This is a genomic window from Nocardioides marmoribigeumensis (genome assembly GCF_031458325.1).
Classification (GTDB): domain Bacteria; phylum Actinomycetota; class Actinomycetes; order Propionibacteriales; family Nocardioidaceae; genus Marmoricola_A; species Marmoricola_A marmoribigeumensis.
In genome coordinates, this window is record NZ_JAVDYG010000001.1 from 1,491,415 (window position 1) to 1,514,943 (window position 23,529).

At 71.8% G+C, this 23,529-nt stretch carries 25 protein-coding genes; 5 read left to right on the forward strand and 20 right to left on the reverse strand.

Annotated elements, in window-relative coordinates; translation table 11 throughout:
* Window positions 1–3 precede the first annotated feature (3 nt).
* A complete protein-coding gene (locus J2S63_RS07045) occupies window positions 4–1,320 on the reverse strand; it encodes an MFS transporter (RefSeq protein WP_310300442.1) in 1,317 nt (438 codons plus the stop codon).
* A 71-nt stretch (window positions 1,321–1,391) separates the two neighbouring features.
* Between J2S63_RS07045 and J2S63_RS07050 the strand changes: the two genes are divergently transcribed.
* On the forward strand, window positions 1,392–2,351 hold the full coding sequence (locus J2S63_RS07050; protein WP_310300445.1) for a GlxA family transcriptional regulator: 960 nt from the start codon (window positions 1,392–1,394) through the stop codon (window positions 2,349–2,351).
* A gap of 30 nt (window positions 2,352–2,381) precedes the next feature.
* Here the strand turns inward: J2S63_RS07050 and J2S63_RS07055 are convergent, their stop codons facing one another.
* The 12 genes from J2S63_RS07055 to J2S63_RS07110 all read right to left on the reverse strand — a co-directional run bounded on the left by J2S63_RS07055 (window position 2,382) and on the right by J2S63_RS07110 (window position 13,693).
* Window positions 2,382–3,791 carry a hypothetical protein gene (locus J2S63_RS07055; protein ID WP_310300448.1) on the reverse strand — a complete coding sequence of 470 codons (1,410 nt, stop codon included), beginning with the start codon at window positions 3,789–3,791 and terminating at the stop codon, window positions 2,382–2,384.
* A 161-nt stretch (window positions 3,792–3,952) separates the two neighbouring features.
* Complete coding sequence (locus J2S63_RS07060; RefSeq protein ID WP_310300451.1) at window positions 3,953–5,482, reverse strand: acyl-CoA synthetase; 1,530 nt, start codon at window positions 5,480–5,482, stop codon at window positions 3,953–3,955.
* A 9-nt stretch (window positions 5,483–5,491) separates the two neighbouring features.
* Window positions 5,492–6,091 (reverse strand): TetR/AcrR family transcriptional regulator, encoded by a 600-nt coding sequence (locus J2S63_RS07065; protein ID WP_310300454.1) that lies wholly within the window; start codon window positions 6,089–6,091, stop codon window positions 5,492–5,494.
* Window positions 6,078–6,923: an NAD(P)-dependent oxidoreductase gene (locus tag J2S63_RS07070; RefSeq protein ID WP_310300457.1), complete on the reverse strand. Its 846-nt coding sequence runs from the start codon at window positions 6,921–6,923 to the stop codon at window positions 6,078–6,080. Before J2S63_RS07070 ends, J2S63_RS07065 begins: the two co-directional genes overlap by 14 nt.
* On the reverse strand, window positions 6,916–7,296 hold the full coding sequence (locus J2S63_RS07075) for a carboxymuconolactone decarboxylase family protein (RefSeq protein WP_310300459.1): 381 nt from the start codon (window positions 7,294–7,296) through the stop codon (window positions 6,916–6,918). Before J2S63_RS07075 ends, J2S63_RS07070 begins: the two co-directional genes overlap by 8 nt.
* Window positions 7,293–8,042 (reverse strand): SDR family oxidoreductase, encoded by a 750-nt coding sequence (locus J2S63_RS07080; RefSeq protein ID WP_310300461.1) that lies wholly within the window; start codon window positions 8,040–8,042, stop codon window positions 7,293–7,295. Before J2S63_RS07080 ends, J2S63_RS07075 begins: the two co-directional genes overlap by 4 nt.
* Before the next feature lie 2 nt (window positions 8,043–8,044).
* Window positions 8,045–9,508, reverse strand: coding sequence for an aldehyde dehydrogenase (locus J2S63_RS07085; RefSeq protein ID WP_310300464.1), 1,464 nt, complete (start codon window positions 9,506–9,508; stop codon window positions 8,045–8,047).
* Window positions 9,505–10,122: a nuclear transport factor 2-like protein gene (locus J2S63_RS07090; protein WP_310300466.1), complete on the reverse strand. Its 618-nt coding sequence runs from the start codon at window positions 10,120–10,122 to the stop codon at window positions 9,505–9,507. Before J2S63_RS07090 ends, J2S63_RS07085 begins: the two co-directional genes overlap by 4 nt.
* 1 nt (window position 10,123) lies before the next feature.
* Window positions 10,124–10,330, reverse strand: a complete 207-nt coding sequence (locus J2S63_RS07095) for a ferredoxin (RefSeq protein WP_310300469.1) — start codon at window positions 10,328–10,330, stop codon at window positions 10,124–10,126.
* On the reverse strand, window positions 10,327–11,673 hold the full coding sequence (locus tag J2S63_RS07100; protein WP_310300472.1) for a cytochrome P450: 1,347 nt from the start codon (window positions 11,671–11,673) through the stop codon (window positions 10,327–10,329). Before J2S63_RS07100 ends, J2S63_RS07095 begins: the two co-directional genes overlap by 4 nt.
* Complete coding sequence (locus J2S63_RS07105; RefSeq protein ID WP_310300475.1) at window positions 11,670–12,458, reverse strand: SDR family oxidoreductase; 789 nt, start codon at window positions 12,456–12,458, stop codon at window positions 11,670–11,672. Before J2S63_RS07105 ends, J2S63_RS07100 begins: the two co-directional genes overlap by 4 nt.
* The gene (locus tag J2S63_RS07110; RefSeq protein WP_310300478.1) at window positions 12,458–13,693 is read right to left on the reverse strand and encodes a cytochrome P450; all 1,236 of its coding nucleotides are present in this window, start codon (window positions 13,691–13,693) and stop codon (window positions 12,458–12,460) included. The genes J2S63_RS07105 and J2S63_RS07110 overlap by 1 nt, the downstream gene beginning before the upstream one ends.
* Window positions 13,694–13,818: 125 nt before the next feature.
* On the opposite strand from J2S63_RS07110, the gene J2S63_RS07115 reads away from it, so the two are divergent.
* Window positions 13,819–14,253 carry a VOC family protein gene (locus tag J2S63_RS07115; protein ID WP_310300480.1) on the forward strand — a complete coding sequence of 145 codons (435 nt, stop codon included), beginning with the start codon at window positions 13,819–13,821 and terminating at the stop codon, window positions 14,251–14,253.
* Window positions 14,254–14,265: 12 nt separating this feature from the next.
* Here J2S63_RS07115 and J2S63_RS07120 read toward each other — a convergent pair whose 3' ends face one another.
* Together J2S63_RS07120 and J2S63_RS07125 are read right to left on the reverse strand one after the other, a co-directional pair.
* Complete coding sequence (locus J2S63_RS07120; RefSeq protein WP_310300482.1) at window positions 14,266–14,976, reverse strand: Cif family virulence factor; 711 nt, start codon at window positions 14,974–14,976, stop codon at window positions 14,266–14,268.
* Complete coding sequence (locus J2S63_RS07125; RefSeq protein ID WP_310300485.1) at window positions 14,948–15,511, reverse strand: antibiotic biosynthesis monooxygenase family protein; 564 nt, start codon at window positions 15,509–15,511, stop codon at window positions 14,948–14,950. The genes J2S63_RS07120 and J2S63_RS07125 overlap by 29 nt, the downstream gene beginning before the upstream one ends.
* Window positions 15,512–15,575: 64 nt before the next feature.
* Between J2S63_RS07125 and J2S63_RS07130 the strand changes: the two genes are divergently transcribed.
* Both J2S63_RS07130 and J2S63_RS07135 read left to right on the forward strand, forming a co-directional pair.
* Window positions 15,576–16,217: a TetR/AcrR family transcriptional regulator gene (locus J2S63_RS07130; protein WP_310300488.1), complete on the forward strand. Its 642-nt coding sequence runs from the start codon at window positions 15,576–15,578 to the stop codon at window positions 16,215–16,217.
* A gap of 26 nt (window positions 16,218–16,243) precedes the next feature.
* The gene (locus J2S63_RS07135) at window positions 16,244–16,996 is read left to right on the forward strand and encodes a DinB family protein (RefSeq protein WP_310300491.1); all 753 of its coding nucleotides are present in this window, start codon (window positions 16,244–16,246) and stop codon (window positions 16,994–16,996) included.
* Window positions 16,997–17,012: 16 nt separating this feature from the next.
* Here the strand turns inward: J2S63_RS07135 and J2S63_RS07140 are convergent, their stop codons facing one another.
* Complete coding sequence (locus J2S63_RS07140; protein ID WP_310300494.1) at window positions 17,013–17,192, reverse strand: DUF302 domain-containing protein; 180 nt, start codon at window positions 17,190–17,192, stop codon at window positions 17,013–17,015.
* On the opposite strand from J2S63_RS07140, the gene J2S63_RS07145 reads away from it, so the two are divergent.
* Complete coding sequence (locus tag J2S63_RS07145; protein ID WP_310300498.1) at window positions 17,179–18,942, forward strand: MMPL family transporter; 1,764 nt, start codon at window positions 17,179–17,181, stop codon at window positions 18,940–18,942. The two genes, J2S63_RS07140 and J2S63_RS07145, sit on opposite strands and share 14 nt — an antisense overlap.
* A gap of 121 nt (window positions 18,943–19,063) precedes the next feature.
* Here J2S63_RS07145 and J2S63_RS07150 read toward each other — a convergent pair whose 3' ends face one another.
* The 4 genes from J2S63_RS07150 to J2S63_RS07165 are packed head-to-tail and all read right to left on the reverse strand — an operon-like array spanning window position 19,064 to window position 23,505.
* Window positions 19,064–19,843 (reverse strand): enoyl-CoA hydratase/isomerase family protein, encoded by a 780-nt coding sequence (locus J2S63_RS07150; protein WP_310300501.1) that lies wholly within the window; start codon window positions 19,841–19,843, stop codon window positions 19,064–19,066.
* Entirely contained in the window at window positions 19,840–21,075 is a 1,236-nt protein-coding gene (locus J2S63_RS07155) for a hypothetical protein (RefSeq protein ID WP_310300504.1), read from the reverse strand. Before J2S63_RS07155 ends, J2S63_RS07150 begins: the two co-directional genes overlap by 4 nt.
* Window positions 21,068–22,387 carry a flavin-containing monooxygenase gene (locus J2S63_RS07160; RefSeq protein WP_310300506.1) on the reverse strand — a complete coding sequence of 440 codons (1,320 nt, stop codon included), beginning with the start codon at window positions 22,385–22,387 and terminating at the stop codon, window positions 21,068–21,070. Before J2S63_RS07160 ends, J2S63_RS07155 begins: the two co-directional genes overlap by 8 nt.
* Window positions 22,384–23,505 carry a serine hydrolase domain-containing protein gene (locus tag J2S63_RS07165; protein ID WP_310300509.1) on the reverse strand — a complete coding sequence of 374 codons (1,122 nt, stop codon included), beginning with the start codon at window positions 23,503–23,505 and terminating at the stop codon, window positions 22,384–22,386. Before J2S63_RS07165 ends, J2S63_RS07160 begins: the two co-directional genes overlap by 4 nt.
* Between the last annotated feature and the right edge of the window lie 24 nt (window positions 23,506–23,529).

A 23,529-nucleotide genomic window follows, 5' to 3' on the forward strand; every position in this document is an offset into this window, starting at 1 on the left:
CCGCTACGTCGTCGCGACGACGGGGTCGGCAGCCTTGGCGGTCGGCCGGATCGAGACCGACAGCACGGCGGCGACGCCGCAGAGCCCGGCTGCGGCGTAGAAGGCGCCGTCGTACGTCCCGGTCAGGTCGCGCACGTAGCCCGCCCCGACCGCCGCGATCGCCGCGCCGACCTGGTGCGAGGCGAACGTCCACGCGAACACGATCGGCCCGACACCGGCACCGAACTTGTCGCGGCAGATCGCCACCGTCGGCGGCACCGTGGCCACCCAGTCGAGGCCGTAGACGATGATGAACACCCACATGCTCGGGTGCGTGTGCGGCGCGAGCAGCGCCGGCAGCGTGAGCAGCCCGACGCCGCGCAGCGCGTAGTAGGCCAGCAGCAGGAACCGCGGGTCCCACCGGTCGGTCAGCCAGCCCGAGGCGATCGTGCCTGCCACGTCGAAGATCCCGACCACCGCGAGCAGCGACGCGGCGGTCGTCGCCGGCATCCCGTGGTCGTGCGCGGCCGGCACGAAGTGCGTCGCGATCAGGCCGTTGGTGGTCATGCCGCAGATCGCGAACCCGCCGGCCAGCAGCCAGAACGTCCGCGTGCGCGCCGCGTCCACCAGCACCCGCACCGCGCGTCCCGCGCTCGAGCCCTGGCGCACGTGCGGCGGCGGACCGGGGTCGGCGTCCGTCGCGCCGTACGCCCGGAGGCCGAGGTCGACCGGGTGGTCACGCAGCAGCCACAGCACGAGGGGCACGACGGCCAGCGCCGCGGCCGCGGCGACGGCGGCGGCCGAGCGCCAGCCGTGGTGGGTGGCGATCCACGCGATGACCGGCAGGAAGATCAGCTGGCCGGTCGCGTTGCCGGCGGTGAGGATGCCGCTGACCAGGCCGCGCCGGGCGACGAACCAGCGCGTCGACACCGTCGCCACGAACGCCATCGACATCGAGCCGGTCCCGACGCCCACGAGCACGCCCCACAGCGCGACCAGCTGCCAGGCCTCGGTCATGAAGACGGTGAGCCCGCTGCCGGCGGCGACGAGCAGGAGCGCGGTGACCACCACGCGGCGCACGCCGAAGTGGTCCATCAGCGCGGCGGCGAACGGCGAGAACAGCCCGAACAGCACGAGGTTGACCGCGACCGCCGAGCCGATCGTGCCGTGCGACCAGCCGAACTCCCTGTGCAGCGGGTCCATCAGCACACCCGGCACGGACCGGAACGCGGCCGCTCCGACCAGGGTCACGAAGGTGACGCCGGCGACCAACCAGGCGGGGTGGAGCCCACCGTCGGCGGTGGGGTCTCGGCGGTCGGCCTCCGGGCGCAGCTCGGTCACGCGAGGATTCTCCGGGAGCCGGGTCCGGTCGCGCGAGTGGCCCGAAGGCCGATATGTGTCAGGATCTGGCCATGACTCCGCATCGCGTGGCCGTGCTGCTGCTGCCGCCGGTCATCGGCTACGACGCGACCATCCCGCCCCAGGTCCTCGGGTCGGCGACCGACGCGGGCGGGCACGCGCTGTACGACGTCCGCATGGCCGGCCTCGACGGCGCCCCGGTCGAGACGCTGTCGGGCTACACCCTCGGGCCGCAGGGCGACGCCTCGCTGCTGGAGTGGGCCGACACGGTGATCGTCCCGGGGACTCGGTTCCCGTCCGCGCGCAACGACGGCACCCTCACCCCCGAGGCCCACGACGCCCTGGCGCGGGTCCGCCCCGGGACGCGGTTGGTGTCGATCTGCACAGGCGCCTTCGTCCTCGCCGCGGCCGGGCTGCTGGACGGACGCCGTGCCACCACCCACTGGGAGTACGCCGAGCCGTTCCGCGCGCTCTACCCCGACGTCCTGCTCGACGAGGCCGTGCTCTTCGTCGACGACGGCGACGTGCTCACCTCGGCCGGCCTGAGCGCGGGCGTCGACCTGTGCCTGCACCTGATCCGCACCGACCACGGGGCCGAGGTCGCCAACCGGGTCGCGCGCCACACCGTCGTACCTCCCTGGCGCGACGGCGGCCAGGCCCAGTTCATCGACACCGCGGTCGCCCCCGCACCCGAGCAGTCCACGGCCGCGGCCCGCGCCTGGGCCGCGTCGCGGCTCGACCACCCGCTCGAGGTCGCCGACCTGGCGGCGGCCGCGAGCATGCCGCTGCGCACCTTCACCCGGCGGTTCGGTGCCGAGACCGGACTCTCCCCCGGCGCCTGGCTGATCCAGCAGCGCGTGCGCCACGCCCAGCGACTGCTGGAGACCACCGACCTCCCCGTCGACGACGTCGCCTCCCGCAGCGGCCTCGGCTCCGCCGGCTCCCTGCGCGCCCACCTGCGCACGGTCGCGGGCGTCAGCCCGACGGCGTACCGGCGGACCTTCCGCGGCTGACGGTGATCGAGCAGCGAGCGCAGCGAACGATCAGTCGAGATCAGCAGGAACGTGGTCGCTCAGCGTTGCGGGGCTCGTTCCGTTCGACGATGCCTCGAGCTCGGCGGCAGGTTCTGCCCCGTCTTGGGAGGAGAGGGCGGTCGATGCCAGACGGCTCGGTGTGATGACTTCTGGCTCGACATCTCGGAGTCGCGGCGGTGCGGCGGACCATGACTTGAGGTGTTGAACGACATCGCCGTAGAAGGTGTCGACCAGCGACAGCACGGAGTCGATGAAGGCTCCACGGCCGCGTCCGCGCTTGGCGCCCATCGGTGCGCTCAGTGCGACGCGGAAGCTTCGGATCTCCCGCTTCGGATCGGTGATGAGCAGGGAGGGGTCCTGGCGCACCTTGCCCAAGAGCTCGGCTGAACCGGGACCACGCGAGTTGGCGAGGAAAGCCTCGACTCGAACGTTGTCGGGAGCCGCCTTGAGCTGCTTGATCAGCCAGTTGACCCTGGTGGTGGGGCGCCCCTCACGAGGCGCGTCGAGGTCGACCTGGCACGTGACCTGGCCTGCCCGGAGGTCGGCCACGATCTGCACGGAGTTGACTGTGTTGGGGATTCGGATCGCACCGTGGAGCTGCGCGTCCCTCACGAGTGCGTCGAGCTGGGCTTGGGCCCGCAGGGACGGATCCGCCTGCTCCTTGCGGTTGAGGACGTGCACGACGTCGGTGCCGAGCTGTCGGCCGAGCCGAAGGGCGGTGTAGCGCAGCAACGCGTCGAAGCGGGCGACGACCTCGGGGGCCGTCTTGTCCGTGGGACGCAGAGTTCCCGCAGCGACCGACTCACGGACCGAGACCCAGTTCGATCCCATGTCCTCCAGCTCCATGGCACCACTCTTGGGATGCTCGAGGTAGCGGATCAGCTCGCCGAGGATCCAGGCCTGCTCCGGGTCAGAGACCCCTCGGTGCTCCTTCTGGATCACAGCGGCGGAGAGGATGTAGGTCCACGACCAGTGGTAGATCTCCACCTTCCGGAGCTTGCGCCGGTCGACCTTCGTCGGGTGCTGGCCCGCGGAAGGCGGGATCTCGTTGCTGATCGTGATCAGGGCGTCGTAGCCCTGCTCCCTAGCGATGTCGAGGTAGTTGTCCAGCTGTTCGGGCTGAAGCTCGTTGCGACCGGTCTTGACCTCGACGAGAGCCGTCCAGCTCTTCGAGCCGCGTGACACACGGATCAGGCCATCAGGGAACAGCTTCTTGTCCTGCAGCTGGAAGGGCACCTCGATGTAGGTCTCGACCCGACCCGTCGGAGCACCGAGCGGAGCAAGGAGCGACCTGCTGAACTCCTTCACGACACCCATCACCGCAAGAAGCGCAGAGGTCGCGCGTCTCTCTTGCTCCTCCGCCCCTGAGATTCCCGACGTCGGGATCAGTCGCGCTTGGTTCCACGTCTCTTCAGTCATCCGCTGCTCCGAGTCCACCGTGATGCTGGTTGCGGTCCGGACATTACGCCCGACGACCGCTGCGCGACCGCACTTCTGCGCTCATTGTCGGGGTCGACTTGGGCGTCGCCGTCGCCAGTGATCTCGACTGATCACTCGCTTCGCTCGCTGCTCGATCACCGTCAGCGGTAGGCGTCGAGGAGCTTGCGCTTGACCAGCTTGCCGGTCGCCGAGCGCGGCAGCGAGTCCACGAAGTCGACCGACCGGGGGGCCTTGTAGTGCGCGATCCTCGAGCGCACGTGGGCGATCAGCTCCTCGGCCAGCTGGGGGGACGGCGTCACGCCGTCACGCACCTGCACGACGGCCTTGACCTGCTCGCCCATCTCTGGGTCGCGGACGCCGATCACCGCGACGTCGAACACGGCCGGGTGCAGGGTCAGCGCGGACTCGATCTCGGCAGGATAGATGTTGACCCCGCCGCTGATGATCATGAACGACTTGCGGTCGGTGAGGAACAGGAAGCCGTCCTCGTCGACATAGCCCATGTCGCCGAAGAACGTCCAGAACTCGTGGTCGGGATGCGTCGCCGCCGCGGTCTTCTCCGGGTCCTTGTGGTAGGTGAAGACCTGCTTGTCGCGCTCGAAGTAGATCAGCCCGACCTCGCCCGGCGGCAGCTCGCGGCCGTCGTCGTCGCAGACGTGCACGGGCCCGAGCATCGACCGGCCGACGGAGCCGCGCTTCTCCAGCCACTCGGGCGAGGTGATCATCGTCAGGCCGCTGCCCTCGGTGGAGGCGTAGTACTCCACGAGGATCGGCCCCCACCAGTCGATCATCGCCTGCTTCACGTCCGGTGGGCACGGCGCGGCGGCGTGGATCGCCAGCCGCAGGCTCGAGACGTCGTACGACGACCGCGTGGCCTCGTCGAGCTGCAGCAGCCGGACGAACATCGTCGGCACCATCTGGGTCACCGTCACCCGGTGCTTCTCGATCATCGCCAGCGAGGTCTCGGCGTCGAAGCGCTCGAGCATCACGACCGTGCCGCCGTAGACGTGCACCACGCCGCACCACCGCAGCGGCGCCGCGTGGTAGATCGGGGCCGGCGAGAGGTAGACGACGGTGTCGTCGAACCCGAACGCCGCACCGGCGAGGCCGGCGAGCGGCTCCCCGGGCTCGTCCACCTGGATGCCGAGCATCGGCCCCTTGACCCCCTTGGGCCGCCCCGTCGTGCCGGAGGAGTAGAGCATGTCGCCGCCGCGCGGCTGGTCCTCGAGCCGGCGGTCGCCCGCCGACGCGAGCAGCTCGTCGTACGACGAGAAGCCGGGCACCTGCCCGCCGAACGCGTAGGCGTGCTCGACCGACGGGGTGGCCGCCAGGACCTCGGCGGCCAGCGAGGACAGGGATGCGGAGGCGATGAGGACGGTCGCGTCGCAGTCCCCGGCGATGTAGGCGGCCTCGTCGGCGGTGAGGTGGTGGTTGATCGCGGTGAGGTAGAGCCCGGACCGCAGCGCCGCCCAGTAGATGACCAGGCAGTCGGCCTGGTTGTCGCTGAGCATCGCGACCACGTCGCCCTGCCGGAGGCCCAGGTCGTGCAGGGCGACCGCGAGCTGTCGCGAGGAGTCGTCGAGCTCGCGGTAGGTGATCGTGCGGCCGCTGCCGGCCATCACGACAGCGGCCTTGTCGGGCGTGGTCTGGGCGTAGGTGCCGGGGTACATGCACCGACCCTACGACCGTCGGGCGGAGCCCTCCATGATCACGCCGACCGCCGTCACGAGCTGGTCCGCGAGCTGGTCGTGGGGCAGCAGGCCCATGCCGGACTGCAGGAGCGCGCCGCTGAAGGCGAACGCCAACGTCATCAGGAGGTCGGGTGAGGCGTCCTCCCCGATCGCGACCCGGAACAGCTCGACCCAGTGGGTGCCGATCTCCACGCGGAGCCGCTCGACCTCGGGGTCGGTGCCGAGGAGGCTGCGGGTGACCGCGGCGGCCAGCGCGGGTGAGCCGGTGATCAGGTCGGCCAGGTAGGTGGCGGTCTGCTGCATCCGCTTGGTCGGCGACCGGCCGGTCAGCCGGGGCCCGGGGGCGTCGACGAGCATGCGCCAGAACATCTCGGCGTAGAGGTGGTCCTTGGACGCGACGTAGGTGTACGCCGTCGCCGGCGAGACGCCCGCGTGGGCGGCGACCATGCGGATCGTGAGCTGCTCGTGGCCGACGTCCTCGAGCACCTCCGCGGCGGCGGCGAGGAGCTTCTCGACGGTCTCCTGCTGCCGGGCGTTGAGGCTCCGGCGCGGGTGGTCTGCCCGGTGGTCGAGCTCAGTCGAGACCATCGAGCCGCCCGGCGTAGACGTCCGGCATCCGCGGTCGCACCTGGTCGACGATCGGCAGCGACAGGCCGAGCTCGGCCGCCAGCTCCTGGGCGGCAGCGAGGTCCTTGTCCGCCAGGCCGGACGCCCACGCCTGCTGCTCCTCGCCGATCGTGTAGTCGACCGCCTTGAGCTGCAGGTGCAGCAGCGGGGCGACGGTGTCCTCGGCCTGCTCCAGCACGCGCAACAGGGTCGCGGGGCCCACTCCCCCGGCGGCGGCCAGGCTCGTCGCCTCGCGTACGGCGGCCCAGGTCGCGTAGGTGATCGCGTTGCGGGCCAGCTTGGTCGTCATCCCGGCACCGAGCGGCCCGCAGTGCACGACCGAACGGGAGAACGCCTCGAGCACGGGCACCGCCGCCGCGACCTCGTCGTCGGGGCCGCCGACCATGGTGACCAGGCCGTTCCTGGCCGCCTCCGGGCCGTTGGTGACCCCGGCGTCGAGCAGCGTGACCCCGCTCCCCGCGCACAGGTCGGCCAGCTCGCGCACCGCCGCGAGGCCGACCGTCGACAGCAGCACGACGGTGAGTCCCGGTCGCGACCCGGCGAGCACGCCGTCGTCGCCGGTCAGCACCGCCCGCGCCTGGTCGGCGTCGACGACCGCGACCAGGACGACGTCGCAGGCCTGCGCCACCTCGGCCGGCGAGGCCACGCACGCCGGCACTCCCTCGAGACCGTCCGCGGCCTCGGGGCGTACGTCGAACACCGCGGCGGCCGGGTGCCCGCTGCGGGCCAGGCTGACCGCGACCCCGCCGCCGATCATGCCGAGGCCGATGACCCCCGCCCGCAGGTCAGCCATCGCGGGAGCCCTTGCCTGCCTTGGCGATCTCGGTCTCGACGATCGAGTTGAGTCGCGCAGCCGCGGGCCAGCCGGCGTAGTGGGCGAGGAAGACCACCATCTCGCGCAGGGTCTCGGCGTCGAGGTCGCCGGAGGCGAGAGCCGCCGGGACCTGGATGGTGAGCACGTCGTGGCCGGCAGTCGCGGTGAGCAGGCCGATCAGCATCAGCCGCCGGTCGCGATCGCTGAGCCCCGGCCGCGACCAGACGTCGGCGAAGAGGTGGTCGGCGGTGTAGCGCCAGAACTCGCCCTCCCCGTCGCCGAACGGCATGGAGTAGACCTCCTCCATCCGCGCGAGCGCGCGCTGCCGCTTCTCCTGCGGTGACTCGTTCACCGGAAGACCTGCCCGCCGTCGACGTTGACGACCTGCCCGGTCACCCACGACGCTTCGTCGGACAGCAGGAACAAGCAGGCGCCGACGAGGTCGTCGGGCCGGCCCATCCGCTTGATCGCCAGCTGCCGCTTGACGATGTCGTGCGCCGCGTCGCCCGCCTGCTTGCGGGTCGCTGCCGTGTCGACCGGTCCGGGCGCGATCGCGTTGACCCGGATGCCCATGCCGCCGAGCTCGTGTGCGAGCTGCTGGGTGAGGCTGTTGATCCCCGCTTTGGCGAGGCCGTAGAACCCGGAGTAGAGCCAGGCCGCCGTCGAGCTCTGGTTGACGATCGCGCCGCCACCGCGGGCCTGCATCAGCGGGTGGACCGCTCGGGTGACCACCAGTGCCCCGTCGAGGTTCACCGCCATGAACCGCTTGTAGTAGTCCCAGTCGACGGTGACCAGCAGGTCGAAGGCCATGTCGCCGTAGATCGCGGCGTTGTTGACCAGCAGGTCGACCCCGCCGAGCTCCTCGACCGCGCGGTCGGCCATCGCCTGCGCGGACGCCGGGTCCGAGACGTCGACGCGGACGAAGACCGCGCGACCGCCGTCGGCCTCGATCTGCTCGGCCACCTGCTCGCCGAGCTCCTCGTCGAGGTCGGCGACGACGACCGCGGCCCCCTCCGCCGCGAGGGCGCGGGCATAGGCCTCGCCGATGCCCTGCGCCGCGCCGGTGACGACCGCGACCTTGTCCTGGAAGCGCCCCATGGTCAGGCCCCTTCCGCGACGAGCTTGGTCTCGAGGTACTCCTCGAAGCCGAGCACGCCCATCTCCCGGCCGACGCCGGACTGCTTGTAGCCGCCGAACGGCGCGTCGGCGGCGAACCACACGCCCCCGTTGACCGCGATCGTGCCGGTGCGGATCCGGGCCGCGACGGCCCGGGCGCGCTCGCGGTCGCCCGAGTCGACCGAGCCGGAGAGCCCGAAGTCGGAGTCGTTGGCGATCCGCACCGCGTCGTCGTCGCCGTCGTGCGGGAGCACGACGAGCACGGGCCCGAAGATCTCCTCGCGCGCGACCCTGGACTCGTTCGTCAGGCCCGTCACGACGGTCGGGCGGATCCACCAGCCGCCCTCGCGGTCGGTGTCGATGCCGCCGCCGGTGGCGAACGTGCCACCCTCCTGCCGCGCGAGGTCGAGGTACGCCGAGATCCGGTCGCGCTGGGCCTCGCTGATCACCGGCCCGCAGACCGTGCCGGGGTCGGTGGGGTCCCCGGTGCCGATCGACTCCATGGTCGCGGCCGCGACCTGCACGGCCTCGTCGTACCTCTCGCGCGGGACGAGCAGGCGGGTGGTCAGCGCACAGCCCTGACCAGCATGGACGCAGACCGAGAAGGCCGCCGTGCCGACCGCGGCCGCGAGGTCGGCGTCGTCGAGCACGATCGCCGCGGACTTGCCGCCGAGCTCGAGGAACACCTTCTTCAGCGTCGGTGCGGCTGCTGCCATGACCGACCGACCGGTGCCCGTCGAGCCGGTGAACGACACCAGGTCGACGCGCGGGTCGGTGGCCAGGACCGAGGCGACCTGGTTGGAGCGTGGGGAGACCACGTTGAGCACGCCGGGCGGCAGGTCCGTGTGCTCGGCGGCGATCCGGCCGAGCTCGCACGCCACCCACGGGGTGTCCGGCGCCGGCTTGAGCACGACGGTGTTGCCCGCCGCGAGCGCAGGCCCCACCTTGGCGAGGTTGATCTGGTTGGGGAAGTTCCACGGCGTGATCGCGGCGACCACCCCGACCGCCTCGCGCCGGATCGTCCGCCGCGTCGGGATCCCCATCGGGCTGGCGATGCCGAGGTCGGTCTCCCAGGCGTAGGACTCGGCCAGGTCGGCGAACCAGCGCAGGGACTCCACCGGGACGTCGTACTGCGGGCCGGCGGTCAGGAACGCCGGCGCCCCCGCCTCCGCGGTCGTCAGCGCCCGCATCGACTCGCCGTGGTCGACCAGCGCCTCGTGCAGCTGCCGCAGGCAGTGCACGCGGAAGGCGAGGTCGGTCGACCAGCTGCTCTCGTCGAAGGTCCGCCGCGCGGCCGCGATCGCCGCGTCCACGTCCTCTGCGGTCGCGTCCGGCGCGTGTCCGATCTCCAGACCCGTTGCAGGGTTGAGGATCGGGTACGTCGACCCGTCGCTCGCCGCGACCAGCTTGCCGTCGACCAGCAGCTGCGGAGCGGCCCAGTCGGTCATCGGACCTCCCTCACGTGCTTCCCGGCCTCGACCGGCGGCGGCCAGACCGGCGACGGCAGGTCGTCGTGCCGGTAGTGCCCGGGGACGCCGAGCCCGGTCCCGGAGATCCGCTTCAGCAGCGTCTCGGGCGCCTTGCCGGACTCGATGATCTGCAGGAACGTGTGCGCGGTCGACGGCAGGTCGAACCAGTCGCGCTGCCACGCGAACTTGAGGAGCCCCTCGTCCGGGCCGGACCTCTGGCGCTCGACCCCCATCCACGAGCCGCCGATGCCGAGGATCTCGAACTCCTTGCCGGCGTCGTCGAGGATGCCGGAGCGCTGTTTCCAGAAACCGACGACCATCGCGTTGCGCTCGTCGATCACGGTGGCCTGGTAGTCGTAGTGCCACCCCTCGAGGCCGTCCATCTCGATGCCGATCGCCCAGTCGCGGATCTGGTCGCGGCCGACGGCCATGAAGTGCTCGTCGGGCGAGTACATCCAGCCGTACGTCGCGTCCTCGGCGTACCACTCGGCCAGGACGCGCCAGTCGCCCCGCGACTCCCCCTCCCGGTTGGCGCGCAGCCAGGAGTCCCAGAACTCCTCGAGCTCGTCACGGGTCACGCCTGCGTCGGTCATGTCAGGAGTCCTCCTCGATGCTCAGCGCCATGGCGGGGCAGTAGACGACGGCGTCCTGCACGGCCCGTCGGTGCACGTCGGCGGGACGCTCCTCGAGCAGCACGACCCGGTCGGCGTCCGCGTCGAAGCCGAAGACGTCGGGCGCCTCGCCCTGGCACATCTGGTGGCCCTGGCACAGCTCGGTGTCCGCGACCACTCGCCAGCTCATCGGACCCTCCGGCGGTAGCGCACGCGGCACGGCTGGGCCAGCTGGATGACCATCTTGGAGGTGTCGTCGCGATAGGAGTCCACGGGCTGCGCCGGCTCGAACTCGTAGTCGCGCAGGATCACCGAGAAGATCGCCTTGAGCTGCATCATCGCGAAGGCGTTGCCCACGCAGCGGTGACGGCCGGCGCCGAACGGGATCCAGGTCCACCGGTTGGCCAGGTCCTCCTGGCGGGGGTCGAGGTAGCGACTGGGGTCGAAGGACTCGGGCGACGGGAAGTCCTCGGCGATGCGGTTGGAGACCCGCGGGCTGGCCGCGACCATCGCCCCCGCCGGGACCTCGTGGGCACCGAACCGCACCGGTCCCTTCGCCACGCGCAGCAGGATCACCAGCGGCGGGTGCAGCCGAAGGGTCTCCTTGAGCGACGCCTCGAGCCGCGGGATGGACCGCAGGGCCTGGAAGGAGACCTCCGACCCGTGGGCGTAGAGGTCGTCGAGCTCGGCCACGACGTCCTTCATCACCTCGGGGTGGCGCATCAGCTCGATCAGCTGCCAGGCCGCGGTGCCGGAGCTCGTGTGGTGCCCGGCGAACATCATCGAGATGAACATCCCGGTGACCTCGTCGGGCGAGAAGTGCGGGGTGCCGCCGTCGTCCTTCAGCGACATCAGGACGTCGAGCAGGTCGCGGTCATCACGCGCGACCGGGCCGGCCTCCTCGCGGCGGCGCATGATCCCCTGCACCAGCTCGACCAGCTCCTCGCGCGCGCGGTCGCGGCGGCGGAACGACTCGATGTCCTTGTAGGGGTCGACGTAGGCCCACGCGTCGGTGCCGCGCTCGAGGTCGTGGTAGAGCCGCGCGAAGCGCGAGTCGAGCTCCTCGCGGAAGCGGGTGCCGATCAGGCACGACGAGGTGGTGTAGATCGTGAGCTCGGCGAACCAGTCGAGCAGGTCGATCTCGCCCTCGTCGCCCCAGTCGGCCACCATCCGGTCGATCTCGGCCTCGATCGTCGAGGCGTGCCCGCGCATCATGTCGCCGCGCAGCGCTTGGTTCTTCAGCGCCTCGCGCCGCTTCTCCGGGGTCGTGTCGAAGACGACGCCCTTGCCGAAGATCGGGGTCATGAACGGGTAGGCCTCGGCCTGGTCGAGCACCTCGTCGGGGGCGCGGAAGAAGACCTCGTTGGCCTCGGCGCCGCTGACCAGCACGACGTCGCGACCGGCGAGGTGGAAGCGGCCGACGTCGCCGCACTCGGCCCGCAGCCGCTCGAACAGCCCGATCGGGTCCTCGCGCAGCTCCTGCAGGCAGCCGTGGGGGTCGTCCGGGTAGCGCCGCGACACCTCGGGGATCATGCTCCCTCCAACGGCGCCTCAGGCGTCACCTCGACCACGTTGACGTGCACGCCCCGCGGGGCGGTGACGACGGTGGTGATGGCGTCGGCGATCGCCGAGGCACGAAGCAGCAGGGGGTGCCGTGCCAGGCCGTGCTCGATCCACTTGGTGATCACGGTCTCGGCTGCCGGGCCCTCCCAGTCGCTGCCCATCTCGCTCCTGGTCGGCCCCGGGCGCACGATCGAGACCCGGACGCCGGTGCCCTCGAGCTCCATCTGCATGGCGTGCGCCATGCCCTCCAGGCCCCACTTCGAGGCGGTGTACGCCGACATCCAGGGCCGGGCGCGGTTGGCCACGTCGGAGGAGACCACGACCAGGTCGCCGCGCAGCCGCTCCACCATGCCGGGCACGAACGCCCGCACCAGCCGGTGCACCCCGACGAGGTTGACGTCGAGCTCGCGCTGGAACGTCTCGGTCTCGACCTGGTCCGTGCGGCCCGGCACGAGGACGGCGGCGTTGCTCACCACGACCTCGATGTCGCCGAGCTCGCTGGTCGTGGCCTCGGCGAACTCCTCGACGGAGAGCGGGTCTGCGACGTCGAGCCGGTGCGCGAACGCCTCGCCGCCGGCCTCGCGGATGCTCGCGACGACCTCCTCGCACCGGTCGGTACGACGGGCACCGAGCGCGACCGGGAACCCGGCAGCGGCCAGGGCCACGGCAGTGGCGGCGCCGATCCCGGAGGAGGCGCCCGTGACGACGGCGGGCCGGCGGTCCGGGTGCGGCACCCGGTGGGGAGGCGCGACCATCAGCGCACCACCAGCCGGGCGGGCACGTGCTCGAAGCCGCGCACGTTGGCGGAGTAGAAGCGCACGCAGCGCGCGTGGTCGACCTCCACGGTCGAGACCCGTCGCAGCAGGCTGTCGAGCACGACGCGGGCCTCGAGCCGCGCCAGGTTGGCGCCCAGGCAGAAGTGCCGGCCTCCCCCGAAGCTCACGATCTGCGACAGCTGGTCGTCGGGCCGGTCGAGCCGGAACGTCTCGGGGTCGGTGAAGACGTCCTCGTCGTGGTTGGCCGAGCCCAGGGCGAGGAGCACCTGGGAGCCGGCCGGCGCCGTACGCCCGTGCAGGGTGAGATCCTCGACCAGCAGCCGCGCGAGCAGCTGGGTGGAGGTGTCGTGGCGCAGGGTCTCCTCGATCCACCGCGGGACCAGGGCCGCGTCACCGAAGACACGGTCGCGCTGGGCGGGGTCGGCGGTGAGGTGGAACATCGCGTTGCCGAGCAGCTTGGTCGTGGTCTCGTTGCCGGCCACGACCATGAGGAACAGGAACCCGACCACCTCGGCCTCGCTCATGCGGTCCCCGCCCTCCTGGGCGGCGAGCAGCGCGGTCGTCAGGTCGTCGGTGGGGTGCTGCTTCCGGTGGGCGACGTGCCCGCGGTAGTACTCGAACAGCTGCAGGCTCGCCTCGATGCCGGCGGGAGGCACGTCGCGCAGGCCGTCCTCGCGCATGACCAGCAGGTCGGCGAGGCGGCGCACCTCGTCCCGGTCGGACTCCGGGACCCCGAGCATCTCGGAGATGACGTCCATCGGCACCTTGCCGGCCAGGTCGACGATCCAGTCCAGCTCGACGGTGTCACCGGAGCGGGCGGCGCCGAGGTGGCGGTCGAGGTAGTGGTCGGTGATCCGCTGGATGCGCGGCTCGAGCTCCGCCACGCGACGCGGCGTGAAGCCCTTGGAGACCAGTCGCCGCAGCCGGGTCTGGCGCGGCGGGTCCATCGCGAGGAACGACATGACCGTGTGCGCGTGCTCGTTCCACGCGCTCGCGTCGAGGGAGACCCCCATGCGGTTGCTGTACGCCGCGTCCGAGCGCACGGCCGCGTGCACGTCCGCGTGCCGGGACAGCACCCAGAAGTCGTGCTGCTCGTCGTGGTGGAAGGGATCCTCCCGCCGCAGCCGCGCGTAGACCGGGTAGGGGTCGTCCTGCAGCGCGTGGTCGTACGGGTCGAACACCAGGCGGGGTTCGATGGACGCCTGACTGGACACATGTCCAGGTTAGAGACCACGCAGGCGTGGTGGCAAGACCCTTCGTGCTGGTCGAGGTGGGAGACCGAAGACCGAGCCTCGAGACCACCTCGCACGTTGTCGGCGGCCGCTCCTACGGTGGGCCGATGCCGTCAGTGAGACAGGTCCAGGTCACGTTCGACTGCGCGTCGCCGGAGCGGGTCGCGCGCTTCTGGTGCGAGGTGCTGGGCTATGTCGTCCCACCGCCGCCGCCGGGCGTCACGGACTGGGACGAGTTCAACCGGTCGCTGCCACCGGAGCACCAGGACTCCAGGTTCGCCTGCGTCGACCCCCAGGGCGTGGGGCCGCGGTTGTTCTTCCAGCGGGTGCCCGAGGGCAAGACCGCGAAGAACCGCGTGCACCTCGACGTGCGGGCCGCTCCCGGCCTCACGGGCGACGAACGGCTGGCCGCGCTCGAGGCCGAGTGCGCCCGCCTCGTCGCGCTCGGCGCCACACGCGTCCGGGCGCTGGAGGCCGACGGGTTCAACGACCACTGCATCGTGATGCAGGACGTCGAGGGCAACGAGTTCTGCCTGGACTGAGAGTCTGGGCGATCACGGCGTAGCCGGCGCTGGACGGGTGGAACAGGTCCGCGGAGAACAGGGACGGGTCGGTCGCGAACGCCCGGGACGCCCGCTGGTCGGGGTCGGCTGGGCGGGCACGTGCGGCACCGCGCTGAGGTCGGGCGCGGGAGCGACCACCACCTCGAGGCCCCCGTCGCGCAGCTGCCGCACGGCGTCGCCGAGCGCCGACGGCCGCGTCCACGGGCACGCGGTGCGTGAGGTCGTGGGCCCCGATGACCACGACCGCCGGCGTCGGCGGATGCTCGTGCGCCCAGCAGACCAGAGGGCCCAAGCGCCGTCGGGTTCGACGGTCGGCCGGTGACCGGCTGCTGAGGGTCGTCGAGACCTCCGGCGGCAGACCTGCGTGACGCGGAGCTCGTTGCGCACGATCTCCCCGCCGGGCCTGGTCGCCGTGTAGCGCTCGAAGCCGCAGGTGTAGGCCAGGTCGCCGCGCACGTCCGCAGCGACCAGCTCGTACTCGTAGTCCTGGCAGTCACCGAACGCGCCGGCGACCCAGGTGATCGTGCGGTGGACGTCGTCCCAGCCGACCCGGGCGCGCACGCCCGCTCCGAAGACCGTCACCGGCTCGTCGTGCGACCAGGCGTCGATCCACGACGCCGTGCGGCCGCTGTGCATGTCGATGCCGGTGGCGTGCTGCACCGGGAGCCATTGGTCAAGGAAGGCTTGCAGGGGTGGGGACATCGGAGCCTCCGAAGGGATCGGGCAGAGCGGTGCCGCACGTGGTGCAGGAGGACTCGGTCGACGGCACGATGCCGTCGCACGCGGGGCAGAAGAACAGCCGGCGGTGCGGCGACACCGCCTGCCACAGCCCGGCGAAGTGGGTGTAGTTCCATCGGCGCTCGAACGTGCGGCGCATCGCGGCTCGGTGCTCGGGTCGGTCGAAGAAGGCGTGCGCGTCCTCGACCGTGCGCCACCAGGCGATCAGCGTGTAGTGCGGACCGTCGGCGAAGTTGCACCGGCGGATGAAGCCGGGCGCGCTTGCGAGCAGCGAGAACAGGTCGACGACCGTCCGCCAGAACTCCTCGAAGCGGCCCTCGTCGGCGAAGGTGCCCTGGAGGACGAGGATCGCTCCGGCGCTCTCAGGACCCAGGTGGGCCTCGGGGCCCTGCTGGGTGTTCAGCATCGTCGGGACGATGCGCAGCCCGTCGATGGCTGCCATCGCGGCGAGCGCCTCGGGCGGCGGAGGTCCGGTAAGCAGCGTGATGGCGAGGTTCATCACCGCGCTCCCCTCTTTGATCCGACAATGTGTCGGGTGATCCATCTCACGGTAGGATCAATTCGTGACCGAGGTCAAGAGCTCCCGCCCCTACTCCTCCGCCGTCCGCGACGAGCAGGCCGCCAGGACCCGGGTCCGCATCGTGCAGGCAGCCGACGACCTGTTCCGCGAGCAGGGTTACGCCCGCACGACGATGAAGCAGGTGGCTCAGCGGGCCGGCGTCGCCCGCGACACGGTCCACGCGGTGTTCGGGACCAAGGCCGCGCTCATCCCCGCGATCGTCGACCTGCGCCTCGTGCCGGACGAGTCGGTGCTCAACGTGGCCGACACCCCCGAGGGCCGCGCGGTCGCCGACGAGCCGGACCCGGCCCGCCAGCTCGAGCTGTTCGCGGACTTCATCACCCGGCTCAACGTGGCACTCCGACCCGTCGTCGAGATGATGCGCGGCGCGGCGGCTGCCGAGCCCGCGGTCGCCGAGACGCTGGCGATGCTCGAACGCAACCGTCTGGCCAACATGGAGCGCTACGTCGGCTGGTTCGCCGCGCACGGGACGCTGCGGATGAGCAAGGAGGAGGCGGCGCGCACGATGTTCGCGATCGTGAGCCCCGACGTCGGCCGCATGCTGTGCGACGAGCTCGGATGGAGCCGCGAGCAGCACGCGTCCTGGGTGGCGGACGTGCTCGGGCGAGCTCTCCTTGCCGACTGAGCGAGCCGCGCATCGATGATGGACCGATGACGACCTACTCCGGCACCGACGAGTTCGCGGGTGCGACCTTCATCAGGACGAGCTTCAAGGGCGCCACGCTGCGGTTCTCCGACGTCAGCGGCGTGACGATGCGCGGCGTCGACGTCGGCGGCCTCGACATCGACAGCCATGACCTGTTCTTCGGCAGCCTCTTCGTCAACGGCGTCGACGTGGTGCCGCTCGTGGACGCCGAGCTCGACCGGCAGTTCCCGGGCCGCGAGCTGCAGCGGGCGAAGACTCCTGACGGCCTGCGCGAGGGATGGGTGGCCGTCCAGGCCGCGTGGGAGACGACCGTGGCGGCGACGCCGCCGGCCCTGGTGGACGCCCACGTCGAGGACGAGTGGTCGCTGGCGCAGACCCTGCGACACCTCGTGCTGGCCACCGACACCTGGCTGCGCGGGGCGATCCTCGGGATCGAGCAGCCGTTCCACGAGATCGGCCAGCTCTTCACCGGAGCCGCCGAGATGGGTGTCGACACCTCGGTCTTCCGGGTCGACCCGCCGCCCTTCGAGGAGGTGCTCGAGGTGCGGGCCGAGCGGCAGCAGATGGTGACCGACTTCCTGGCGACCGTGACTGCGGAGGTGCTCACCGAGGAGCGCAGGGACCCGTGGGGGGACGAGGGCTGGCGGCCCACCGTCGGCGACTGCGTCCGGACGATCCTGGAGGAGGAGTGGGCGCACCTGCGCTACGTCCGCCGGGACCTGGCCGTCCTGCGCGGCGCCCGGGCCACCACGGGCTGACCCGGCGCCCGCGCCCTCACGCGGCGAGTGCCGCCAGGACCGCACCAAGGCGCTGCTTGGCGTCGTCGGCGACCAGCCTGAGGGCCTCCGCGTCGGACAGGCCGAGCATGACGTCGGGGTCGAACGCCTCCACGATCGTCGTGTCGTCGTCGACGGCGCGCACCACGACGTTGCACCAGGTGGTGGTCCGCTCCACCGACGGGCCGGTGACGCAGGGCCACGGCCGTGAGGTCCTGACCTCGGTGACGCGGCTCCTCCAGGACGAGCCGCGCATCGCCGACGTGGTCGCCCCGATGCCCGGCGCCACCCTCAGCCAGGACGGTCGCACGGCCGTCGTCCTGGCCGGTGCCGGGGTCGACACCAACGAGATGGTCAAGGTCGCCACCGACCTGAAGGCTCCGCTGCAGGACCTCTCCGGGGACGGGGTGGAGGTCAACCCGACCGGTGCCTCGCTGCTCTGGTCCGACTTCAACGAGGCCAACCTCCAGGCGATGATGAAGTCCGAGATGATGTCGTGGCCGGTCACCATGGCGATCCTCGTGCTCGCCTTCGGCGCCCTCGTCGCCGCCGGCCTGCCGCTGATCCTGACGCTGGCCGGCCTCGTCGCCTCGGCCGGCTCCCTCGTGCTGATCAACCACCTCGTGCCCGTCTCCACCTGGGCGATGAACTTCGCGATGATGTTCGCGCTCGCCCTCGGCATCGACTACGCGCTGTTCCTCGTCGTGCGCTACCGCGCCGCCCGGATGGGGGCCCACGAGTCCAAGCGGCAGGCGATCGCCGAGACCATGGACACCGCGGGCAAGGCCGTGCTCCTGTCCGGCCTGACCGTGCTCGTCTCCCTCTCCGCGGTCATGCTCGTCCCGTCGCCGTCGTTCCGCTCGATGGCCGGCGGGATCATGCTCTCGGTGCTCTTCGTGCCGGCCGCGACCCTGACCCTGCTGCCGCTGGTGCTCTCCTGGCTGGACCTGCGGATCAACAAGCTCTCGCTGCCCTGGGTCCACACCGGCGAGCACCGCTCCGCCCGGTTCGCCGCGTGGGGCGAGCGCCTGTGGCGCCGTCCCGTGCTCTGGGGCCTGGCCTCGCTGGTCGTCCTCCTCGCCCTGGCCGCTCCGGTGCTCGGGCTGCGGACCGCCCTGCCGTCGATCAAGGTCCTCCGTCAGGACAGCGGCATCGCCGGCGCGATGCCCGCGATGCCGGCCAGTGACGGTTCCGACTGGGTCCTGGTCCAGGCGGTGCCTCACACCGACCCGTCCGACCCGGCCCTGTCCGCGACCGTCGACCGGCTCCGCGCCGACCTTCCCGGCTCCGCCCTCGTCGGCGGCGCCGCGGTCGAGAACCTCGACTTCAAGGCACAGCTGGACGAGTCGACGCCGCTGGTGATCGGGGTCGTCCTCGGGCTCGGCTTCCTGTTCCTGCTCATCGCCCTGCAGGCCCCGCTGATCTCCCTGCTCGGAACGCTCGCGAGCCTGCTGTCCACCGCGGCCGCCTTCGGCGTCGCCCGCCTGGTCTTCCAGGAAGGCATGGGCGCGGGCTTCCTCGGCTTCGAGCCGCAGGGCTTCCTCGACGCCTGGGCCCCGGTGTTCTTCTTCGCGATGATGTTCGCGATCGCGATGGACTACACGGTGTTCCTGCTGGCGTCGGCCAAGGAGCACGACGAGCGCTCGGGCGACCCGCACGAGGCGATGGTCGGCGCGCTCGCACACTCCGGCCGGGTGATCTTCACCGCCGGCGCCGTCATGGTCGCGGTGTTCTTCACCTTCGCCGTGTCGGGTCCCCTGCCGCCCAAGGAGATGGGCGTCGTGCTGGGCGTGGCCGTGCTGCTCGACGCGTTCCTCGTGCGTCTGGTCCTGCTGCCGGTGATGCTCCGACTGACCGGACGCGCAGCATGGCACAGCCTCGCGTGGCTGCGCCGCGTCCTGCCGGACATCACGTTCTCCCACGGGTGAGCAGGGGCCGACCTCAGGGCGCCCGTCGCGCGAGCACCTCACCGTGCCGCCGGCGGGCGCCCTCGTCGTGCCGGGTGCCCGCGCGCTCCGGCGTCGTACGCCGCGGCGACGTCGGCGCCGCTCACCAGCCCGGCGGCAGCTGGGTGAAGTCGGGCTCGCGCCGCTCGAGGAACGCGGTGAGCGCCTCGGTGTTGGCGGGTCCGCCCATCAACTCGGCGAAGGCGGCGTCCTCCCGGTCCCGCGCCTCGCGTACGGCGGCCCGCCACGGCTCCGCCATCGTGCGCTTGACCGCCACGAGGGACGAGATCGGCCGGGCCGCCAGCAGCGTGGCGTGACGCAGGGCCTCCTCGAGCAGCGACTCCGGCGGGCACACGCGCCAGACCAGGCCCATCCGCTGAGCCTCCTCGGCGCCGACCCACTCGGCGGAGAGCAGCATCCACGCGGCGTTCTGGCGCCCGACGAGCAGCGGCAGGAGCAGGCTCGAGGCCGCCTCGGGGGCGACGCCGAGGCTGGTGAACGGGCACTTGAGCCGCGCCTCGGAGGACATGAACGCCAGGTCGGCGAACCCGAGGATCGTCGCCCCGATGCCGAGCCCCAGCCCGTTGACCGCACAGACCAGCGGCTTGGGGAAGTCGACCAGGGCGTCGACCAGCCCGGGGAAGCCGGACCCCGCCAGCGACCCGTCCGCGAGCTGGGCCATCTCGACCAGGTCGGTGCCGGCGCAGAAGGCGCGTCCCGCGCCGGTCAGCACGACCACGGCGACCGAGTCGTCAGCCGCAGCCTCACGCACGGCCGCCGTCGTGGCGGCGTAGAGCTCGTTGTCGAAGGCGTTGAGCGCGTCGGGCCGGTTGAGCGTCAACGTGCGCACGCGCGCCTGGTCGTCGGTCAGCAGCACGGTCACGGGGCCTCCTGGGCGATCGGCCTGATGGGCAGGGACCGGCGCGGCCGGAACACGAAGCCGGCGCCCGTGCTGAGCCGCGTCACGGCCACCTCCTCGGGCTCGGGGGCGGGCTCGTGACCGGTGGTCACCCTCACCGTCCAGTCGGCGGGGTCGCCCCCCACCTCCACCGAGCACGTCGGGTCGACGGCCTGCACGACCGCCTCCAGCGCGCGGGTGGCGCCGGGGCCGACGAGCCGCAGCCACCCGTCGTCCTCGCCGGCCGGGCCCCCACCCACGCGCAGGGCGTCGCGCGAGGCGACCGTGCCGACGTACGCCACCGGGTTGAGCAGGGGGTTGAGCCGGAGCACCTCGAGAGCGGCGTCCGGCGTGCGGGGCAGGCCGAGCGCGTCGGCCAGGCGCGACGCGGTGAGCCCGGCGATGCCGATGAGCTGCTTGGACGCGAGCCGGCGGACGGTCGCGTCGTCACCGCGGCGGCGCACCGCCCGGATGAAGGACAGGGCAAGGAGGTGCCACTGCAGGACGACCTCGTCGGCGATCCGCACCAGGGCACTGTGCGAGAACGCCGCGAGGTCGAGGTCGGCGAGCAGCGGCCCGTCGTACGACGAGCGGCCGGGTGAGAGGGGGTCGACCGGGTCGAGCATGACCAGCGCGGCGGCTGACCCGGACAGCGCGAGGCAGTCGTCGGAGGGGTGCACCTCGGGGTGCGACTCGTCGATCACGACCGTCCAGGCGCAGTGCGGGCTGCGGTCCGCCGGGACCCGGGGCGGGCGGTGGACCGGCCGCACCTGGGCGCGCGGGTCGGTCGCGACCGCGGTGGCGTCGAAGGTCGGGTCCTCGATGTCGTGGCACATGGAGCGGACGTAGTCCTCCCCCATCGGCTCGACGTCCATCAGCGCACCGCAGTGGTCGAGCCGGAACTCGCCGTGCCGCGGGTCGTGCACGGTGAAGCGGAAGTCCATGAACTGCGGTGGCGCCCCGATGTCGAGCTGGAGACCCTTGAAGATCGTGACGACGTCGTCGCCGGAGAAGCCGAGGGCCCGCTGCATGCGCCGGGTGTAGACCGGCGAGGCACCGCTCCACTCCTCCACGGCGACCTGCGCCATCTCCTCCCGGCCCCACTCCGCGATGCACCACGCCATGCCCGCCCGGTCGATCAGGTGGCCGCCCAGCAGCAGCTCGGGCACGAGGGTGGCGAGCTGCTCCCGGCTCAGGGACGCGTAGGCGCTAGCCACCGGACCGGGCCCGCTGCTCCCCCGCCGCGATCTCCTTCATCAGGTCGACGACGTAGCGCCCGAAGTCGATCTGGATCGTGTGCCGGGGTGCGGCGTAGTACTGCCCCAGGTGGTCGGCCTCGTCGGCCTGCATGATCCGCACCTGTTCCTCGACCGGCGGCAGCGCGTAGGTCCCCGCCAGCAGCCGGGCGAGCAGCTTGGACTGCTGCTCAGCGAGGTTGACGATCGTCGGCGAGGACTGGGCGAGACCCATGAAGAACAGGTGGTCGACGCCGGGCTTGATCATCCGCTTGAACAGCGGGTAGCGGTGGTCGCTGTCCGGGTGCAGGTCGAGGTCGTCGTCGAAGAACGGGAACCGCATGTCGTAGCCGGTGGCGCAGACGATCACGTCTGCCTCGACGGAGGTGCCGTCGGACAGCCGGACCGTGTGCCCGTCGAGGCGCTCGATCGCCGGCAGCATGTGGATGTCGCCGGACCCGGCCCTGGTCAGGAAGTCTGCGCTGACCGACGGGTGCGCCGACAGGGGCTCGTGATCGGGCTCCGGCAGGCCGTAGCTCGACATCGACCCGACGAGCTCCTTGATCAGCGCCCGTCCGGCGGCGAGCGCCTGCTCACGCGGGATGTCCGGCGGTGCCATCACCTTGTCGGCGGCGACGCCGTTGCGGTACTTCGGCAGCACCCACACCCCGCGACGCGCGGAGACGTAGAGCTTCTCGGCCATCCAGCGGCTCGACAGCTCCGAGGCGATGTCCATCGCGGAGTTGCCCATGCCCACGACGATCACGCGCTTGCCGCGCATCTCCACCGGCTCGAACGGGTTGACGTAGTCGTGGCTGTGGATCAGCTCGCCGGCGAACTCACCCGGGTAGTCGGGCAGCCGCGGCGACCAGTGGTGGCCGTTGGCCACGACCAAGTCGGTGTAGGACCGCGTCTCGCCGGTCGTCAGCGACACCTCCCAGCCGTCCGAGGAGGGACGGGCCCGAGCAACCCCCACGCCGAACGAGATCTTGTCGCGCAGACCAAAATGCTCGACGTACGCCCTGAAGTAGTCGTGGATCTGCGTGTGGTGGGGGAAGTCGGGGAAGGACACGGGCGCCGGGAAGTCCTCGAACTGCAGGCGCGCGGTCGAGGTGTCGATGTGCAGCGACTCGTAGACCGAGGAGTGGCCGTTGGGGTTGCGGAAGTACCAGTTGCCCCCGACGTCGTCGCTCAGCTCGAACTGGTCGTAGGAGATGCCGAACTCCGCCAGCCGCTTCGCGGTCGTGATGCCCGAGCATCCGGCACCGATGATGCAGACGTGCGGCGCGCTCATGACACGCACTCCAGGGCCGTGCGGACGTAGGCGTCGGTGCGCGGCGACGAGACCATGTGGTCGGCCAGCTTGTTGGGCACGTAGGCCACCGTCGTACGTCGGGTGGGGTCGTTGACCACGATCGCGCCGCCGTAGCCGGTCCACCAGGCGGCGCCCTCGGGGATCGCCGGCGCCGACGGGGAGGAGAGGCCGTAGCCGATCCCGAAGCGCAGCGGCAGCATCAGCAGCAGGTCGGGCCCCTCGGCCTGGGGCTCGTGGATCCGCGCGACCGTCTCCTCCGAGAGCAGCCGGGTCCCGCCGACCAGGCCGCCGTGCGACACCGCCGACTGGGCCAGCGCGATCCCCCGCGCCGTCCCGTGGCCACCGGCGCCGCCGACCGCGCCCCGCCGCCACTCGGTCCCGTTGCAGACCTCGGGGGTGAGCAGCGGGTTGGGCACCGTGCGGAGCAGGAAGTGGTCGGGCGGCAGGGCGGCGTAGTCGATGCTCGACGGCGGCGGGTTGATCAGGTCGGCGCACAGCGACAGCTCGTCCTCCGGGACCCCGAGCCGGAAGCCGCCGCCGACCGCGGCCATCACGTCGTCGTGCAGCACGTCGGCCAGCCGGCGACCCGTCGCGCCGAAGGCGATGCCGTCGAGCAGGTGGCCGTGGCAGACGATCTGGTAGGCGGAGGCGGAGCCCGGCTCGTACCACGGCGCCTCCGCGGCGAGCAGGGCCTCGGACCTCTCCAGGTCGAGGATGTCGGTCACCGTCACCGGCGTCGACCAGCCCGGCACCCCGCTCGTGTGGCCGAGCACCTGCCGGACCAGGACGCGGTCCTTGCCCTCGGCGCCGAACTCGGGCCAGGAGGACGCGACGGGGGCGTCGAGGTCGATCTCCCCGCGATCGACGAGGGTGAGGAAGGCCAGCCCGGCCATCGCCTTGGTCACCGACCACACCTGGCAGATCGTGTCGCGCGTCCAGTCGACCCCGGGCCGGGCCGAGCCGCCCCACAGGTCGACCACCAGCTCACCGTCGTGGACGACGGCGACCGCGGCGCCGACGTCCTCGCCGGAGGCGAGGTGGGACTCGAGCAGGGACTGCAGGGGCGCGAAGTCGTCGCGACACGATCCGTCGACCATCCCGGGATCCTAGGCCGAGAACGA

Coding starts and splice junctions, on each gene's coding strand:
- J2S63_RS07050 (WP_310300445.1), top strand. CDS start 1,392: ATGACTCCGCATCGCGTGGCCGTGCTGCTGCTGCCGCCGGTCATCGGC.
- J2S63_RS07055 (WP_310300448.1), bottom strand. CDS start 3,791: ATGACTGAAGAGACGTGGAACCAAGCGCGACTGATCCCGACGTCGGGA.
- J2S63_RS07060 (WP_310300451.1), bottom strand. CDS start 5,482: ATGTACCCCGGCACCTACGCCCAGACCACGCCCGACAAGGCCGCTGTC.
- J2S63_RS07065 (WP_310300454.1), bottom strand. CDS start 6,091: ATGGTCTCGACTGAGCTCGACCACCGGGCAGACCACCCGCGCCGGAGC.
- J2S63_RS07070 (WP_310300457.1), bottom strand. CDS start 6,923: ATGGCTGACCTGCGGGCGGGGGTCATCGGCCTCGGCATGATCGGCGGC.
- J2S63_RS07080 (WP_310300461.1), bottom strand. CDS start 8,042: ATGGGGCGCTTCCAGGACAAGGTCGCGGTCGTCACCGGCGCGGCGCAG.
- J2S63_RS07085 (WP_310300464.1), bottom strand. CDS start 9,508: ATGACCGACTGGGCCGCTCCGCAGCTGCTGGTCGACGGCAAGCTGGTC.
- J2S63_RS07090 (WP_310300466.1), bottom strand. CDS start 10,122: ATGACCGACGCAGGCGTGACCCGTGACGAGCTCGAGGAGTTCTGGGAC.
- J2S63_RS07095 (WP_310300469.1), bottom strand. CDS start 10,330: ATGAGCTGGCGAGTGGTCGCGGACACCGAGCTGTGCCAGGGCCACCAG.
- J2S63_RS07100 (WP_310300472.1), bottom strand. CDS start 11,673: ATGATCCCCGAGGTGTCGCGGCGCTACCCGGACGACCCCCACGGCTGC.
- J2S63_RS07105 (WP_310300475.1), bottom strand. CDS start 12,458: ATGGTCGCGCCTCCCCACCGGGTGCCGCACCCGGACCGCCGGCCCGCC.
- J2S63_RS07115 (WP_310300480.1), top strand. CDS start 13,819: ATGCCGTCAGTGAGACAGGTCCAGGTCACGTTCGACTGCGCGTCGCCG.
- J2S63_RS07120 (WP_310300482.1), bottom strand. CDS start 14,976: ATGTCCCCACCCCTGCAAGCCTTCCTTGACCAATGGCTCCCGGTGCAG.
- J2S63_RS07125 (WP_310300485.1), bottom strand. CDS start 15,511: ATGAACCTCGCCATCACGCTGCTTACCGGACCTCCGCCGCCCGAGGCG.
- J2S63_RS07135 (WP_310300491.1), top strand. CDS start 16,244: ATGACGACCTACTCCGGCACCGACGAGTTCGCGGGTGCGACCTTCATC.
- J2S63_RS07160 (WP_310300506.1), bottom strand. CDS start 22,387: ATGAGCGCGCCGCACGTCTGCATCATCGGTGCCGGATGCTCGGGCATC.
- J2S63_RS07165 (WP_310300509.1), bottom strand. CDS start 23,505: ATGGTCGACGGATCGTGTCGCGACGACTTCGCGCCCCTGCAGTCCCTG.